Raw genomic sequence first — 13997 nt, forward strand, 5'->3', positions numbered from 1 at the left:
TCAAGAAGTGAAGCACTGATTCATTGCTTCAGTCAACGTCACTCCGGCGTCGACGCTATTTCCCGGTGATCACCCCGACCGCGATGCCCAGGATCGCGGTGTTGTAGACGAACGCCACCACGCTGTGCGTCAGCACCGTGTACCGGATCGGCCGCGCCCGCACCTCCACATCGGACGTCGCGAACGACGTCCCCACCGTGAAGGCGAAGTACGCGAAGTCCAGCAGGTTCGGCCGTTCCGTCGCCGGGAACCACAGCCCCGGCTCCGGCGCGGCCCGGTAGTGCAGGTGCGCGTACCGGTCCGCGTACCCGAAGTGCAGCAGGATCCACGCCGCCAGCACCGCCGGCACGGCGCAGATCTGCAGCGCCAGCGCGAACTCGTCGTCCTGCTCGGCGATGTCGTTCGCCGTCAGGATCAGCCCGCCCGCGGTCATGCCCACGATGCTCACCAGGACCGTCGCCGCAAGGCTGATCCGCCGGCCCAGCAGGCTGTGCAACCACGTCGGCTCGCCGTCGGCCACCAGCCGGTACCGGCGGATGCGCAGGAACCGCGTCGCGATCACCGCCACGGCCAGCAGGTCCCACGCGAGCAGGAAGACCACGTCCAGCCCGGTGTTCGGCCCGACCAGCCACCCCAAGCCCAGCAGGACCAGCAGGAACTCCGCACCCTGGTACCAGAAACTCCGCAGTCGACGCACGGCGCGAAGCTAGCGGCCGCCGCGCGCGACGGCACCCCGGATCACCCGCTCAGGTGGCCCGCTTCACCAGCGCCACCAGGTACCGGCAGGGGAGCGGCCCCGGGTTCGCGAACACGCAGTCCGCCGCCGGCCCCAGCTGCAGGCAGTCCCCGGCGTCCAGCTCGTGCACCTGCGTGCCCTCGTGGAACCGCAGGTGCCCGTCCAGCACCCAGATCTGCTGGTGCAGGAACGTGTAGGTCCCCGCGGCGAGCGCCACCTCCGCACCCGCCGGCAGCTCGACCTCCACCAGCTCCAGCGGACGACCACCCGCGGGGGAGACCGACCGCCGCCGGTACCCCGTGTCCGGGTCCACCCACACCGGCTGCTCCGCCGCGCGCACCAGCCGCCGCTCGTCACCCTCGGCTTGCGCGATCAGCTCCGACAACGTCATGCCCAGCGCGGCGGACAGCTTCGCCAGCAACGCGGCCGTCGGCTGCACGTCACCCCGCTCGATCTTGCCGATCATCGCCCGTGACACGCCGGAATGCTCCGCCAGCGCCACGGCCGAAAGACCACGGGAAGTCCGGGCGGCGTGCACGGTCGCGGCCAGCCGAGCGGTGAGAAGGTCCGTCATAAGCTTGGATACTATAGGAACCACTATGGCTACCATGTGAGCCATGTTGATTCGAGACGCCACCTCCTCCGACGCCGAAGCGTGCACCGCTCTCTACGCGCCCTACGTCACCGACACGGCCATATCCTTCGAGACCGAACCACCCGACGCCACTGAAATCGCCCGGCGCATGACCGACGCCCACGCCTGGTTCGTCCTCGAAGACGACAGCCGCGTCGCCGGATTCGCCTACGCCCACCGATTCGCCGAGCGTGCCGCCTACCAGTGGTCGTGCGAGACGAGCATCTACCTCGAACGCGGCCGCCGCCGCACCGGCGCCGGCCGCGCGCTGTACGAGAAGCTGTTCGAACGCTTGCGGGACAACGGGTTCTGCCGCGCCTTCGCCGGCATGACGCTCCCGAACGACGCCAGCGCCGGCCTCCACCGCGCACTCGGCTTCGCACCCGCGGGCGTCTACCGCCGCGTCGGCTGGAAGCACGGCGCGTGGCACGACGTCGCCTGGGTCCAGAAGGACCTCAACGCAACCGAAGGTTGCACAACGCCGCCGGTCCCGCTAACGTGACACGCAACCAAACGTTGCACAAGGAGCGGACATGGACCACGGGACGATCGAACGAGAGATCCACATCGACGCCACCCCCGAAGTCGTCTTCGACGTCGTCAGCAGCCCCGAACACCTCCGCGAATGGTGGCCCGACGAGGCCGAATACCCGGTCGAACCCGGGGGAGCGGGCCGCATCGGCTTCGGCGGGAGCTGGGTCCAGTTCACCGTCGTCGACGCCCAGCCCCCGAAACACTTCTCCTTCCGGTGGGCCCACGCCGAAGGGGAGACCGCCGCACCCGGCAACTCGTTCCTCGTCGTCTTCGAACTCGAACCCCACGGCACCGGAACCCGCCTGCGGATGACCGAAACCGGCTTCCGCGAACAGGGCTGGGAAGAAGTGAAGATCGCCGCCGAGTACGCCGACCACGTCACCGGCTGGGACCACTTCCTGCCCCGCCTGCCGCCGTACGCCGAAAAGATCGTCGCACCGTGAGCACCGTCGTGGACGACGACCTCTGGTCCGCCATCGGCGACCCCACCCGCCGCCGGATGCTCGACCTGCTCCTCGACGACGGCAGCGGAACCGCCACCAGCCTCAGCGAACACCTCCCGGTCACCCGGCAGGCCGTCGCCAAGCACCTCGCCGTCCTCGATCGCGTCGGCCTCGTCCACGCCACCGCCGCGGGGCGCGAAAAGCAGTACCGCGTAGACGAAGCCCAACTGGCCCGCGCCGTCGCCCAGCTCACCACCGTCGGCACCGCCTGGGATGCCCGGCTCGGCCGCATCAAGCGCATCGCCGAAACCATCGAACGGAAGAAGAAGTAGCCATGGACATCCTGCACCGCATCGGCATCGAGAAGTCCTCACCGGACCACGTCTACGAAGCACTCACCACTCTCGACGGCCTGTCCGCGTGGTGGGCCCGCAAGACCGTGGGGGACACCGAGCTCGGCGGCGTCATCGCCTTCCGGTTCAGAGCCGGCGGGTTCGACATGAAGGTCACCGAACTCGACCCGGGCAAGCTCGTCCGCTGGGAGGTCGTCGACGGCCCGCCGGAATGGGTCGGCACGACGATCCGCTGGGACGTCGAGCAGCGCGGCGACTACACGATCGTCCTGTTCAAGCACGAAGGCTGGCGCGAGGCCGTCGAGTTCATGCACCACTGCAGCACCAAGTGGGCGATCTTCCTGATGAGCCTCAAACAGCTCCTGGAGACCGGGGAGGGCGCCCCGGACCCGAACGACGTGGCGATCAGCGACTGGCACTGACGTTACTTGACATAATGTACATTATCGGCACTTGGGGCCAGCTGCGGCGGAATGCCGAGAGGGGCGGAAGAACCCGCCTGATCACGGGAGGGCTCGCGCTTCGTCAGGACGGCTTGTGCTGACGAAAGCGCACCCTTCCTGTATCGACCATGGCGGAACTTCCTCCCTGAAGAAGCCTTTGGACGCCGCAGTGGCGTCCCCTGGAGCGGCGGACTGATGCGCTGCCACCCGACCGCAAAACGTCACGGTGACAAAACTCGATCAGGCGATTCAGTGCAGAACTGGCAGCCGACGAGGTTTGAACGGCTCACCGCCCAGTCGACCCCTGCGAGCGGCCGCCGCAGCCCGAACTGGCTGATCGAACACCTGTGCGTTTCCCCGTCAAGGGCACTCGGCGGGCTGTGGAAGGCTCGGATCCGACCCGAGAGAGCCTCGGATCCCCCAGGGGACGAATCCCGGCCAAACCGACATTTCATGCATAATGTTGATTATGCATGAAATGTCGAGGAGGACCCAGGGGCCGGAATTGTCGGTGGTGTGCGGTACAAGATCCACATGAAGGTTTCCGAGGCGCAGCAAGCCTTCTTCGCCGCTCGCCGTCCTCGCAAGGACTCTCCGCACACTACCGACGCCTACCGCCGTGACCTCGCCGGGATCACCACTCTCCTGGTTTCCGAGCTCGGCCGCCCCGCCGAGGACCTGGACGTCGCCGATCTGACCGGGCCGGCGCTGCGGTCGGTGTTCGGCGCGTTCGCGGACGGGCACGCGAAGAGCTCGGTGCTGCGGGCCTGGTCGACGTGGAACCAGTTCCTGACGTTCTGCGTGGCGGACGGGCTCTTGGAGGGCAATCCGATGGGTGCGGTGGCGCGGCCGCGGACGCCGGCGTTGACGCCGAAGCCGTTGCGGGGCGAGGAAACCCCGGAGCAGCTGCTGTCGGCGGCGGCCGCGGGTTCGCGGCGCGCGCGGGATCCGTGGCCGGAGCGGGACGTGCTGGTGATCGCGCTGGGGCTGGTGGCGGGCTTGCGGGCGGCGGAGATGCGGGCGTTGACCGGCCGGTCGCTGGTGGGTCGGGCCGGTGAGCCGCGGTTGCACGTGAAGGGGAAGGGCAGCCGGGACCGGTCGATCCCGGTGCAGCCGGTGCTGGCGGAGCTGATCGAGCGGTACCGGGCGTCGTGCCGGGTGCGGTTCCCGCACGTGCGCTTCTCCCCTGGTTCGCCGTTGTTGCTGGATCGCGCGGGTGAGCCGATCGGGCGGGGTGCGCTGGAGTACCTGGTGAAGTCGTGTTACCGGGGTGCGGGGTTGCACGACCGGGTGCCGGCGGGGGCGAATCTGCACGCGTTGCGGCACACGTTCGCGACGCGGCTGGCGGAGGACGGGGCGACGGCGTCGGAGATCATGGCGTTGCTGGGGCACGCGAGCTTGGCGACGAGCCAGAACTACATCGAGGCGACGGGCCGGGAGCAGCGTGCGGCGGCCGCGAGCAACCGGACTTACCGGGCGTTGGACGGTCTGGGGTCAGGTGGGTGATCCGTCGAGGCCGGCGTAGACCGTCACGACGGGGTCGGCCGGTTGTTTGTAGCTGAGCCAGCTGAGCCGGCGTCCGGTGGTGAGGTCGGGTCCGGAGACGGCGGTGGCGATGGCGTCGAAGTCTTCGGGGGCGATGCCGGACATCTCGAGGAGGTCGCGTACCCGGGTGGCGGCTTCGGCGTCGTCGCGGAGGTTCGGGTCGAGCGGGCAGTAGAGGGTGGCGGAGTCGGGCCGGGGCCGGCTTTCCCGGAAGGCCAGGCAGGTCATGGGTGCCTTGGCGAGGTCGGCTGTCGAGCCGTGGATGCGCGTGAGGATCTTGGTGAAGAGGTCCGGTTGGTGGTCGTCGGCGAGGCTTGCGATCCGTTCGACGGCTTCGGGTTCGGCGCCGGTGTGGCGGAAGTAGAGCTTCACCCTGGCTTCGGGTGTGGTGCCGAGGTCGAGGGCGAACACGGCGATCTCGTGCTGGGGCGAGTCGGCCCAGCCGGGGCCGAGGTGGTCGTCGAGCAGGGTCCAGGGTTCGCTCAGCCCGAGGCGGTGCAGGGCTTCGCCGATGGTTCGGTGCGGTGCCGCGCCCGGGTTCAGGTAGACCTTGAAGAGGGGTTCGCCGGGCCGGAACGCGGTGGCGCAGAACATCGAGAAGAGGTCTGACGGCTTGGGGGTGAAGAGGTCTTCGACGAGGTGCAGCCGGGTGACGTCGACGGCGAGCACGTCGTGCAGCCAGCGGACGAAGTGGTGGTTCGTCAGGCGCGCGGGGGTGTCGAGCGATTCGAAGCCCATGCGTGCTTCGGCGCCGGATCGGGTCATCGCGAAGGAGAACTCGACCGGTGAGCCGTCGTTGGCGGCGAAGGAGTGGTGGTTGTCCAGCCGGGTGACGGGCTGGTCGGCCCAGTCGCCCATCAGGGAGCCGGCGAGTTCGACGTGCCGCGCGACGGCTGCGTGTTCGAGGCCGAGGGCCAGGGACGACACGGCGAGGTGGGCCGTGACGACGTCCCGGTAGGTGGGGGTGTCCTGGCTGTCGACGCTCGCCCAGGCCCGGGCCCGCCCTGTCATCCGCATGTCTCCCCCACGCTCGGCTCACCGGTCGGCCACTGAGCGTCAGGGTTTCAGGCCGGGGTCGGCGGCGGCGATCCTTGGCGGGCAAGTGGGGTGACCGGGTGATCGAGATGTGCACGAATGTGCTCGGGGGTGCCGGTCAGCGGAGCTGTTCGAGGTCTTTCGCGGCGCGGGCGATTTCGTCGGCGAGGCCGCGGAGTTCGCCGGCTCCGGCGCCGTCGTCGGCGGCGGTGACGATGTCTTCGGCCGCGCACCGGAGCTGGAACAGGCGGTCCTGGAGGGCGGCGACCTCGGTTTCGGAGAGCACGACGGCGTCTTCGGGGAGGCCGCTGCGCTGCAGCACGGTCCGGCGTTCGTAGGCGCGCTGGCGGCAGGACTGGCCGCAGTAGCGCCGGCGGCGGCCGACGTTGCCGCCTTCGGGGAGGCGCCGTCCGCACCAGCCGCAGTGCCGGGGCGCGCCACGCCGGCCCGGCATGACGTCGACGGTCGGGGCGGCGGGCTGGGTCAGTTCGGCGGCTTCCCTCACCCGGGAGACCCTAGCTGGCCACCGGTTGCTCACGCCGGGGTCATGGCGGAAGGGCACACTGGGGGGATGCAGGCGTCGTTTCCGTACCTGGCCGATCCGCTCCCCCGTGCGTTCGCGCACCGGGGGTGGCACCTCGACGAGCTCGAGGGGCTCGAGAACTCGTTGCCGGCGTTCCGGCGGGCGTGTGCCGAGGGGTACCGCTACCTGGAGACGGACGTGCACGCGACGGCGGACGGTGTGGTGGTGGTGCACCACGACGCGAACCTGGACCGGACGACGGACGGGTCGGGGCCGATCGCGACGCAGACGTGGGCGCAGCTGAAGCACGTCAAGGTGGGTGGGAAGGCTCCGCTGTCGCGGTTGGAGGACGTGCTGGAGGAACTGCCCGAAGCGCGGTTCAACGTGGACGTGAAGGCTGAGCAGGCGGTGAAGCCGTTCGTGGCGGTGCTGGAGCGGACGGGGGCGCACGACCGGGTGGCTGCGGCGTCCTTTTCGGACGGCCGGCTGGCGCGGTTGCGGAAGCTGGCGGGGCCGAAGCTGGTGACGGCGATGGGGCCGCGGTCGGCGTTCGTGCTGTGGAGCTGCGGGCGGTTCCCGCTGCTGCCGTTGCGGCGGCAGGTGCTGGGGGCGATGGCGCAGGTGCCGGTACGCCAGGGTGCGTTGCGGGTGGTGGACAAGGCGTTCCTGAAGATGGCGGGGCGCTGCGGCATCGAGGTGCACACCTGGACGATCGACGACCCGGCGGAGATGCGGATGCTGCTGGACCTGGGGGTGCACGGGATCGTGACGGACCGGCCGGACCTGCTGCGCGAGGTGCTCATCGAGCGGGGTGCGTGGCCGCGGTCCCAAGATCCGTCGTGAGTGGTCAGCGGGGTGCTTTGCCCTGCCAGGCGGCGGTCCAGGTTTTCGGGCCGAGGAGGCCGCTGTCCTTGATGCCGTTGGCGCGCTGGAGGTCGAGCACGGCCGTGCGGGTCTTGTCGTAGTAGCAGCCGGTGCCGGTGAAGCCGTAGCCGTAGGCGTTCATGCGGAGCTGGAACGCCTTGAGCGGGGCGGCGCAGTCGCCGTAGGAGTAGACGACGCCGGGCCAGGCGGGCATCGGGCCGCCGGGTGGGGCGGGGGTGGGTGCGGGGGCCGGTCCGCCGCCGATGTAGGCGGCTTCGGCGTAGGTGGGGACGCGCTTGCTGCGGGCGTCGGCGTCGCCGGTGAGCTTGAGCATGCCGGCGCACTGCCAGGGCTGCCAGCCGCGCATGCGGTAGAGGTAGAGGGCCCGGTAGTCCTGTTCGGCGGGCGCGGCCTGGTCGGGGCGGCCGGCGCCGCCGACGCTGCGCCAGGTGGGCAGGTCGAACTGGTAGGCGCCGTAGTAGCCGTTGCCGGTGTTGGTGGCGTAGCGGCCGCTCGACTCGCACATGCGGAGTTTGGCCCAGGTGCTCGACGCGGGATCCGCGGAGGCCACGGCGGGGACGGTGAGCTGCAGACCCAAGGCGGCGATGGCGAGCAGCAGGAGTCTCGCCGCGGTGCGTCTCCGGTTTTGGATCATGGGAGCACAGTAGGAGCGTGTCCCTTTGACCACAAGAGACACACTGCGCACCTCAGTCTCACACGAAACACCGTTCACTTCTGTGCGCGACACGCCGCGCGGGGCGGACCGTGATTCGCCCCGGAAGTGGCGGATGAGCACGAAGCGACAAAGCGGACACGGTTCGGGTGGTCCGGGCACGCGCTCCTCGGCGCACCAGTAGTCTCCGCGCTGACCTGCTGTTTTCCGGAGTTGAGGAGCCGTGGATGACGCTGGCCGGGACGCGCTCGACCAAGCGCGAGCGCTGGGCCTGGTATTTCTACGACTGGGCGAATTCGCCGTTCTATTCGTCGACGACGACGGTGTTCGGCGCCCTGTCGATGAGCACGATCGCGGCCGCGGACGCGAAGACGAACTTCACCCTTAACGGGGACCGTGCGTGCCTGAACGCGGCGGGCGAGACCGACACGCTCCACAACTGCGACGTGACGTTGTTCGGGCTGCACTTCCCGGCCGGCTCGGTGTGGGGGTACCTGCTGTCGGTGGCGACGGTGGTGCAGGTGCTGGTGCTGCCGATCGCGGGCGCGGTGGCCGACCGGAGCCACAACAAGCGGCGGATCCTGGGCGGGTTCGCGTTCCTGGGCGCGGCGGCGGCGGCGGCGATGTTCTTCTTCGCCGGTTCGGACTGGCAGCTGGGCGTGGTGCTGTTCATCATCGCGAACATCGGCTACGGCGGTTCGCTGGTGATCTACTACTCGTTCCTGGTCGACATCGGCGGGCCGGACGAGCGGGACGACATCTCGGCGAAGGGCTGGGCGTTCGGCTACCTGGGCGGCGGGCTGGCGCTGGCGCTGCAGCTCGGGTTCTACCTGGGGCACGACACCTTCGGCGTGAGCAAGGGCCTGGCGGTGCAGATCTGCTTCCTGACCTCGGGGCTGTGGTGGGCGGTGTTCACCTTCCCGGCGGTGCGGGCGCTCCCCCGGCGGCACACGCCGGTGGACGTCGCGCCGGGGTCTTCGGTGCTGCGGGCGGGGTTCGCGGAGCTGCGGCAGACGATCGTGGCGGCGAAGGCGTACCCGCTGACGCTGGCGTTCCTGGGCAGCTACCTGGTCTTCACCGACGGGATCAACACGGTGGTGACGGTGTCGGCGCAGTACGGCAAGGACGAGCTGCGCTTCGGCGACGAGGTGCTGATCGTGACGATCCTGGTGATCCAGTTCGTGGCGTACCTGGGTGGCACGCTGCACGGGCTGGTGGCGCGCCGGATCGGGGCGAAGCGGACGATCCTGGGCAGCCTGGTGCTGTGGATCGTGGTGCTGGCCGGGGCGTACTTCGTGCAGCCGAAGCAACTGGTGCAGTTCCTGGCGGTGGCGGTCGGGATCGGGCTGGTGCTGGGCGGGACGAACGCGTTGTCGCGGTCGTTGTTCAGCCAGATGATCCCGAAGGGCAAGGACGCGCAGTACTACTCGCTCTACGTCGTGGGCGAGCGCGGGACGTCGTGGCTGGGGCCGCTGCTGTTCGCCGGGGTCGGGCAGGCGACGGGGTCGTTCCGGCTGGCCATCGTGGCGCTGGTGGTCTTCTTCGCGGCCGGGCTGGTGCTGGTGTGGCTGGTGCCGGTGCGGCGGGCGATCGTGGCGTCGGGCAACACCCCGCCGGAGGTGCTGTGACGCCCCGATAGGGTCGGCCGTCGTGACCTTCGTGAACGACCGGGCCGCCGGCCCCGATCCCACCGATGCCCTTTCGTCGGTTCCCGCGGCCGGTTCGCGCCGCGGGACACCGCCGGTGGGCAGGCTGAAGTTCTGCTACGGGCCGATGGACTGCGGGAAGTCGACCTTGGCGCTGCAGATCGACCACAACCACGCGCGGCAGGGCCGGCGCGGGCTGGTGCTGGTGCGCCACGACCGGTCGGGAGCGCCGCAGATCTCGAGCCGGATCGGGCTGACGCGGCAGGCGGTGGAGGTCGGCGAGGACACCGACGTGCGGGACCTGGTGCGGCGGGAGTGGGCGCGCGGGCAGCACGTGGACTACGTCGTGGTGGACGAGGCGCAGTTCCTCTCCCCCGGCCAGGTCGACCAGCTGGCCGAGCTGGCCGACGAGGTCGAGATCGACGTGTACTGCTTCGGCATCGCGACGGACTTCCGGAGCCGGTTGTTCCCGGGAGCCGCACGCCTGTTCGAACTGGCGGACGAGCTGCAGCCGGTTCAGGTGGAGGTGCTGTGCTGGTGCGGGCTGCCCGGGAGGTTCAACGCGCGGGTGCTCGACGGCGAGGTCGTGCGCGAGGGCGACACCGTTGTGGTGGCAGATACCGAACAATCCGTAGTTGAATCTTCAGCTTTGGCCGGTTTTGAGGCCGAAAACGCTACTCTGCGTTATCAGGTATTGTGCCGCCGCCACTTTCGATCGGGTGACTTGGGGCCCGTTACTGGTCGTCACGGTCAGTTACGGTTGACCTGACGCGGGTGCCAGTAGCCCATCCGGGGGATATCAGCACTAAGAAGGCCGTATTGACGTCACGCCGGAGCGCGAAACGCCTCCTACTAGAGGAAGCTGATGCCGTTGGGTGACGCAGCTCATCGTGAGCAACGACATGGTCTCCCGGGAATCCCCGGGGATCCCGAGTCGTTGCATAGGGTGAGCATCACCCTGGCTCCACCCGGAGCTGACTGAAAGGACCCCCATCATGGCCGACCGTGTTCTTCGTGGAAGCCGGCTGGGAGCGGTCAGCTACGAGACCGACCGCAACCACGACCTCGCCCCACGTCGCACCGTGCGCTACGCCTGCCCGAAGAACCACGAGTTCGAGGTGCCGTTCTCCGACGACGCCGAGATCCCGACGGTCTGGGAGTGCCGCCTGCACGGCAGCGAATCGGAGATCGTCGACGGCGGACAGCCCGAGCAGAAGAAGGTCAAGCCGCCGCGCACGCACTGGGACATGCTGCTCGAACGGCGCACCATCCCCGAGCTCGAGGACCTGTTGAACGAACGTCTCGCCGAGCTGAAGGGCCGCCGGACCTCCCGGTCCGCGTAAGCCCTCCGAGCGTCGGCCCGTAGCCAGCCGCTCCCACCACAACGGAAAGGCCCCCGCGACCTCCCCCCGCGGGGGCCTTTCGCATGCCCGGAACAGCCAGGCCGCGGCTTGGTGACGCGACGCGGGCACGCACCCGGAAAGCCCACGTGGTCACCCGTCGGCTTGCCCGGCCGAGGGCGCACTTCGGGCGCGCGGCGGCCAGGCTGTGCGCACTGGCCCGCCTACCCCAGTGCACCGCGGAACGGGCCGCTCAGGGCGGCCCACTGCAGCAGCATGATCGTCTTCGCGTCGGCTATCTCCCCCGTCTCGATCATCTTCATGGCCTCCTCGAACGGCAGCTCGACCACCTCGATGTCCTCCCCCTCCTCCGCGATGCCGCCGCCAGCGCCCCGGGCAGCCGGGTCATACGGCGCCGCGTAGCAGTGCAGGCGCTCCGTCACCGAGCCCGGGCTCGTGTAGACGTCGAACACGTGCTCCAGCGAGCCGATGCGGACGCCCGTCTCCTCCTGGGCTTCGCGACGGATCGCCGTCTCCGGGTCGTCGGCGTCCAGCAGGCCCGCCGCGGCCTCGATGAACATCCCGTCCGGGTGGTCGTTGACGTAGACCGGGTAGCGGAACTGGCGGGTCAGCAGCACCGTGCCGCCGGCGAGGTCGTAGAGCAGGACCGCCGCGCCGTTGCCGCGGTCGTACGTCTCGCGCTGCTCGGTCGTCCAGTGGCCGTCGCCGTGCTGGTACTCGAACGTCGTGCGGCGCAGGACGTGCCAGGCCGACGCCAGCAGCTCCACGTCCGTGATCCGGACACGCGGGTTGCGGTCGAGGCTTGTCGAAGAGGTCATGCCCCGACCATAATGTGCATGACTCGGCAGAAACAAGGAGGACTGTGCATGCTGGTCGGTGAGCGTCGCGATCTGTTGCTGACCCGGCTGGCGGCTGAGGGCAAGGTGCTGGCGAAGGACGTGGCGGCCGAGCTGAACGTCTCCGAGGACAGCATCCGCCGCGACCTGCGGGACCTGGCCGCGGCCGGCCTCTGCCAGCGCGTCTACGGCGGCGCGCTGCCCGTCTCCCCCGCTGTCGGCGACTACGCGAGCCGGACGTCGATCGCCGTCGACGGCAAGGACCGCGTCGCCGCCCTGGCCGCCGGCCTGGTCCGGCCCGGCTCGACCGTCATCCTCGACGGCGGCACCACGACCCTCGCCGTCGCGAAGGCCCTGCCGAGGGACCTCGAAGCCACCATCGTCACGCACAGCCCGACGGTGGCCGTCGCCCTGCTCGACCACCGGCACGTCGAGGTGTTCCTGCTCGGCGGGCGCCTGTTCCGGCACTCCGCCGTCACCTGCGGCGCCGCCGCGGCCGAGGCCGCCCAGGCAATCAGCGCCGACGTCTTCCTGCTCGGCGTCACCGGCGTCCACCCCGACGCCGGCCTCACCACCGGCGACGCCGACGAGGCCGCCATGAAACGCACCCTGGCCCGCCGCGCGGCCGACACCTACGTGCTGGCCAGCGCCGAGAAGCTCGGAGCGGCGTCGCGGTTCTCCGTGCTGCCCTTCACCGACATCGCGGGCGTGATCACCGACGCCGAGGAACAGAACGTGCAGGAACTTGCAGAGCGGGGCGTGCCGATCCTGCGGGCGTGACCTCGACGTACCACTCGCGGCCCGCCACCGCGGCGAACAGCGGCGCCGGCAGCCAGACGAGCAGCCGCAGCACGGCCGCCAGCCGTCCGGTGCCGCGGACGTCGGACACGTGCGCGGCGAGCGCCGCTTGTTTCCGCCCGGCGAACCGCCGCACGGTGAAGCGGTGCGTGACGGCCGAGGCCGGGCTGTAGGCGTGCTCGAGCGCTTCGGCGTCGTACTCGAACGGGATCCGCAGCGCCCGCACCACCCGGACGAACCGCAGCGCGAAGTCGCGCGGGATGGTGGCCTCCAGCAGCCGCGTCCCGGTCAGCCGCGCCGCCCGCCGCGCGACGGCGTGCACCTTCACGTGGTCGCGGTGCCCGTAGCCGCCGTTGGCGTCGTAGCCCAGCAGCAGGTCGGCGTGTTCCTCGTGCAGGACCGCGGCGAGCCGGTGCGCGGCCTCCTCGGTCTCCGCGCGGGCGAAGCGCTGCCGTCCGGGCGCGTCCGGGTACAGCTCGGGCCCGTGCCCGCTGTCGGCGTACCCGAGGTGCACGACGCGCCGGACGCCGAGGATGGCCGCGCTCGCCTCCAGCTCGGCCCACCGTGGGCTCGGCGCTGCGTCCATGCCGTCGGTGGCGACGACGACCACCACGCGGTGGCCGTCCGCCGCGGCGCGGGCCAGGGTGCCGCCGCTGAGCAGCACGGGGTCGTCGGCGTGGGCGTGGAAGGCCACGATGGTCGTCATCGGCCCCATGATGGCCGAGAACAGGAGAAATCGGCATGAGTGAAACCGGGTCCGGCTCTCGGCGCCCGCTCGTGACCGCGCGGGTCAGCGGCGCCTGAGCAGGCGGCGCAGCTGGTGCCAGCGGCGCTCCGCACCCCACGAGGCGACGCGCAGGAACGCCTCGCGGATGATCGAGCCGTCCATCTTGGACTCGCCGATCTCGCGCTCGGTGAAGGTGATCGGCACCTCGACGATCTCGAACCCGGCGTCGGCCGTGCGGATCGTCAGGTCGATCTGGAAGCAGTAGCCGTGGGAGTTGACCTCGTCCAGGGCCAGCTTCTCCAGCACCGGACGGCGGTAGGCGCGGAAGCCCGCCGTGATGTCGCGGGTGCGCATGCCCAGCGCGATCTGCGAGTAGATGTTGGCGCCGCGCGAGAGGACCTGCCGCTTGAGCGGCCAGTTCACCACCGCGCCGCCCGGCACGTACCGCGAGCCGATCGCCAGGTCGGCGTCGCCGACCGCGTCCAGCAGGCGGGGCAGGTCCTCGGGCGCGTGCGAGCCGTCGGCGTCCATCTCGACGATCGTGGCGTACTCGCGCGCCAGGCCCCACCGGAACCCGGCGATGTAGGCGGCGCCGAGGCCGGCCTTCTCCGTGCGGTGCATCACGTGCACGTGGTCGTTGGCCGCCGCGCGCTCGTCGGCGAGCTCGCCGGTGCCGTCGGGGCTGCCGTCGTCCACCACGAGCACGTGCACGTCCGGGAGTACCTTGTGCAGGCGATCCAGGATCGGGCCGAGGTTCTCCCGCTCGTTGTAGGTCGGGATCACCACCAGCACCGGCTCGATTCCCTGGGCCCCCCGCGGCGCCTGCGACATCCGTGTTCCTCCGAT

18 protein-coding genes are annotated in these 13997 nt (G+C 70.2%); 10 read left to right on the forward strand and 8 right to left on the reverse strand.

Annotated elements, in window-relative coordinates:
• Window positions 1-55 precede the first annotated feature (55 nt).
• Both ACYVLJ_RS18545 and ACYVLJ_RS18550 read right to left on the reverse strand, forming a co-directional pair.
• Window positions 56-697: a DUF1345 domain-containing protein gene (locus ACYVLJ_RS18545; protein ID WP_451972748.1), complete on the reverse strand. Its 642-nt coding sequence runs from the start codon at window positions 695-697 to the stop codon at window positions 56-58.
• A gap of 49 nt (window positions 698-746) precedes the next feature.
• Window positions 747-1310, reverse strand: a complete 564-nt coding sequence (locus tag ACYVLJ_RS18550; RefSeq protein ID WP_460439535.1) for a helix-turn-helix domain-containing protein — start codon at window positions 1308-1310, stop codon at window positions 747-749.
• A gap of 43 nt (window positions 1311-1353) precedes the next feature.
• Here ACYVLJ_RS18550 and ACYVLJ_RS18555 point away from each other — a divergent pair, with 43 nt between their 5' ends.
• The 5 genes from ACYVLJ_RS18555 (at window position 1354) to ACYVLJ_RS18575 (ending at window position 4649) form a co-directional block, all read left to right on the forward strand.
• Window positions 1354-1872, forward strand: a complete 519-nt coding sequence (locus ACYVLJ_RS18555) for a GNAT family N-acetyltransferase (RefSeq protein WP_460439536.1) — start codon at window positions 1354-1356, stop codon at window positions 1870-1872.
• 31 nt (window positions 1873-1903) lie between these two features.
• Window positions 1904-2347, forward strand: coding sequence for an SRPBCC family protein (locus tag ACYVLJ_RS18560; protein ID WP_460439537.1), 444 nt, complete (start codon window positions 1904-1906; stop codon window positions 2345-2347).
• Window positions 2344-2679, forward strand: coding sequence for an ArsR/SmtB family transcription factor (locus ACYVLJ_RS18565; RefSeq protein ID WP_460439538.1), 336 nt, complete (start codon window positions 2344-2346; stop codon window positions 2677-2679). Before ACYVLJ_RS18560 ends, ACYVLJ_RS18565 begins: the two co-directional genes overlap by 4 nt.
• A gap of 2 nt (window positions 2680-2681) precedes the next feature.
• Window positions 2682-3122, forward strand: coding sequence for an SRPBCC family protein (locus tag ACYVLJ_RS18570; protein WP_460439539.1), 441 nt, complete (start codon window positions 2682-2684; stop codon window positions 3120-3122).
• Between the two features lie 537 nt (window positions 3123-3659).
• Window positions 3660-4649, forward strand: coding sequence for a tyrosine-type recombinase/integrase (locus ACYVLJ_RS18575; protein ID WP_460439540.1), 990 nt, complete (start codon window positions 3660-3662; stop codon window positions 4647-4649).
• Here the strand turns inward: ACYVLJ_RS18575 and ACYVLJ_RS18580 are convergent.
• Entirely contained in the window at window positions 4638-5699 is a 1062-nt protein-coding gene (locus ACYVLJ_RS18580; protein ID WP_460439541.1) for a tryptophan dimethylallyltransferase family protein, read from the reverse strand. The two genes, ACYVLJ_RS18575 and ACYVLJ_RS18580, sit on opposite strands and share 12 nt — an antisense overlap.
• Window positions 5700-5841: 142 nt before the next feature.
• Window positions 5842-6228, reverse strand: coding sequence for a hypothetical protein (locus ACYVLJ_RS18585; RefSeq protein ID WP_451972732.1), 387 nt, complete (start codon window positions 6226-6228; stop codon window positions 5842-5844).
• Window positions 6229-6294: 66 nt separating this feature from the next.
• Between ACYVLJ_RS18585 and ACYVLJ_RS18590 the strand changes: the two genes are divergently transcribed.
• Complete coding sequence (locus ACYVLJ_RS18590; protein WP_460439542.1) at window positions 6295-7089, forward strand: glycerophosphodiester phosphodiesterase; 795 nt, start codon at window positions 6295-6297, stop codon at window positions 7087-7089.
• A 4-nt stretch (window positions 7090-7093) separates the two neighbouring features.
• Here ACYVLJ_RS18590 and ACYVLJ_RS18595 read toward each other — a convergent pair whose 3' ends face one another.
• The gene (locus ACYVLJ_RS18595) at window positions 7094-7765 is read right to left on the reverse strand and encodes a transglycosylase family protein (RefSeq protein WP_451972728.1); all 672 of its coding nucleotides are present in this window, start codon (window positions 7763-7765) and stop codon (window positions 7094-7096) included.
• 245 nt (window positions 7766-8010) lie between these two features.
• Between ACYVLJ_RS18595 and ACYVLJ_RS18600 the strand changes: the two genes are divergently transcribed.
• From ACYVLJ_RS18600 to ACYVLJ_RS18610, 3 genes are all read left to right on the forward strand, one after another.
• A complete protein-coding gene (locus ACYVLJ_RS18600) occupies window positions 8011-9411 on the forward strand; it encodes an MFS transporter (RefSeq protein ID WP_460439543.1) in 1401 nt (466 codons plus the stop codon).
• 115 nt (window positions 9412-9526) lie between these two features.
• On the forward strand, window positions 9527-10198 hold the full coding sequence (locus ACYVLJ_RS18605) for a thymidine kinase (RefSeq protein ID WP_460439619.1): 672 nt from the start codon (window positions 9527-9529) through the stop codon (window positions 10196-10198).
• 226 nt (window positions 10199-10424) lie between these two features.
• The gene (locus tag ACYVLJ_RS18610; protein WP_003081521.1) at window positions 10425-10772 is read left to right on the forward strand and encodes an RNA polymerase-binding protein RbpA; all 348 of its coding nucleotides are present in this window, start codon (window positions 10425-10427) and stop codon (window positions 10770-10772) included.
• Between the two features lie 221 nt (window positions 10773-10993).
• Here the strand turns inward: ACYVLJ_RS18610 and ACYVLJ_RS18615 are convergent, their stop codons facing one another.
• Window positions 10994-11608, reverse strand: coding sequence for an NUDIX domain-containing protein (locus ACYVLJ_RS18615; protein WP_451972724.1), 615 nt, complete (start codon window positions 11606-11608; stop codon window positions 10994-10996).
• 48 nt (window positions 11609-11656) lie between these two features.
• Between ACYVLJ_RS18615 and ACYVLJ_RS18620 the strand changes: the two genes are divergently transcribed.
• The gene (locus tag ACYVLJ_RS18620; protein WP_460439544.1) at window positions 11657-12406 is read left to right on the forward strand and encodes a DeoR/GlpR family DNA-binding transcription regulator; all 750 of its coding nucleotides are present in this window, start codon (window positions 11657-11659) and stop codon (window positions 12404-12406) included.
• Here the strand turns inward: ACYVLJ_RS18620 and ACYVLJ_RS18625 are convergent.
• On the reverse strand, window positions 12339-13130 hold the full coding sequence (locus tag ACYVLJ_RS18625) for a PIG-L deacetylase family protein (protein ID WP_460439545.1): 792 nt from the start codon (window positions 13128-13130) through the stop codon (window positions 12339-12341). The two genes, ACYVLJ_RS18620 and ACYVLJ_RS18625, sit on opposite strands and share 68 nt — an antisense overlap.
• An 84-nt stretch (window positions 13131-13214) precedes the next feature.
• Window positions 13215-13982 (reverse strand): polyprenol monophosphomannose synthase, encoded by a 768-nt coding sequence (locus ACYVLJ_RS18630; protein WP_451972718.1) that lies wholly within the window; start codon window positions 13980-13982, stop codon window positions 13215-13217.
• Between the last annotated feature and the right edge of the window lie 15 nt (window positions 13983-13997).

The organism is Amycolatopsis stemonae, from assembly GCF_054781455.1.

Bases quoted from the DNA above. Each gene is read 5' to 3' on its own strand.
- ACYVLJ_RS18550 (WP_460439535.1), bottom strand. From the start codon at position 1,310: ATGACGGACCTTCTCACCGCTCGGCTGGCCGCGACCGTGCACGCCGCC.
- ACYVLJ_RS18555 (WP_460439536.1), top strand. From the start codon at position 1,354: ATGTTGATTCGAGACGCCACCTCCTCCGACGCCGAAGCGTGCACCGCT.
- ACYVLJ_RS18560 (WP_460439537.1), top strand. From the start codon at position 1,904: ATGGACCACGGGACGATCGAACGAGAGATCCACATCGACGCCACCCCC.
- ACYVLJ_RS18570 (WP_460439539.1), top strand. From the start codon at position 2,682: ATGGACATCCTGCACCGCATCGGCATCGAGAAGTCCTCACCGGACCAC.
- ACYVLJ_RS18580 (WP_460439541.1), bottom strand. From the start codon at position 5,699: ATGACAGGGCGGGCCCGGGCCTGGGCGAGCGTCGACAGCCAGGACACC.
- ACYVLJ_RS18590 (WP_460439542.1), top strand. From the start codon at position 6,295: ATGCAGGCGTCGTTTCCGTACCTGGCCGATCCGCTCCCCCGTGCGTTC.
- ACYVLJ_RS18595 (WP_451972728.1), bottom strand. From the start codon at position 7,765: ATGATCCAAAACCGGAGACGCACCGCGGCGAGACTCCTGCTGCTCGCC.
- ACYVLJ_RS18600 (WP_460439543.1), top strand. From the start codon at position 8,011: ATGACGCTGGCCGGGACGCGCTCGACCAAGCGCGAGCGCTGGGCCTGG.
- ACYVLJ_RS18610 (WP_003081521.1), top strand. From the start codon at position 10,425: ATGGCCGACCGTGTTCTTCGTGGAAGCCGGCTGGGAGCGGTCAGCTAC.
- ACYVLJ_RS18615 (WP_451972724.1), bottom strand. From the start codon at position 11,608: ATGACCTCTTCGACAAGCCTCGACCGCAACCCGCGTGTCCGGATCACG.
- ACYVLJ_RS18620 (WP_460439544.1), top strand. From the start codon at position 11,657: ATGCTGGTCGGTGAGCGTCGCGATCTGTTGCTGACCCGGCTGGCGGCT.
- ACYVLJ_RS18625 (WP_460439545.1), bottom strand. From the start codon at position 13,130: ATGACGACCATCGTGGCCTTCCACGCCCACGCCGACGACCCCGTGCTG.
- ACYVLJ_RS18630 (WP_451972718.1), bottom strand. From the start codon at position 13,982: ATGTCGCAGGCGCCGCGGGGGGCCCAGGGAATCGAGCCGGTGCTGGTG.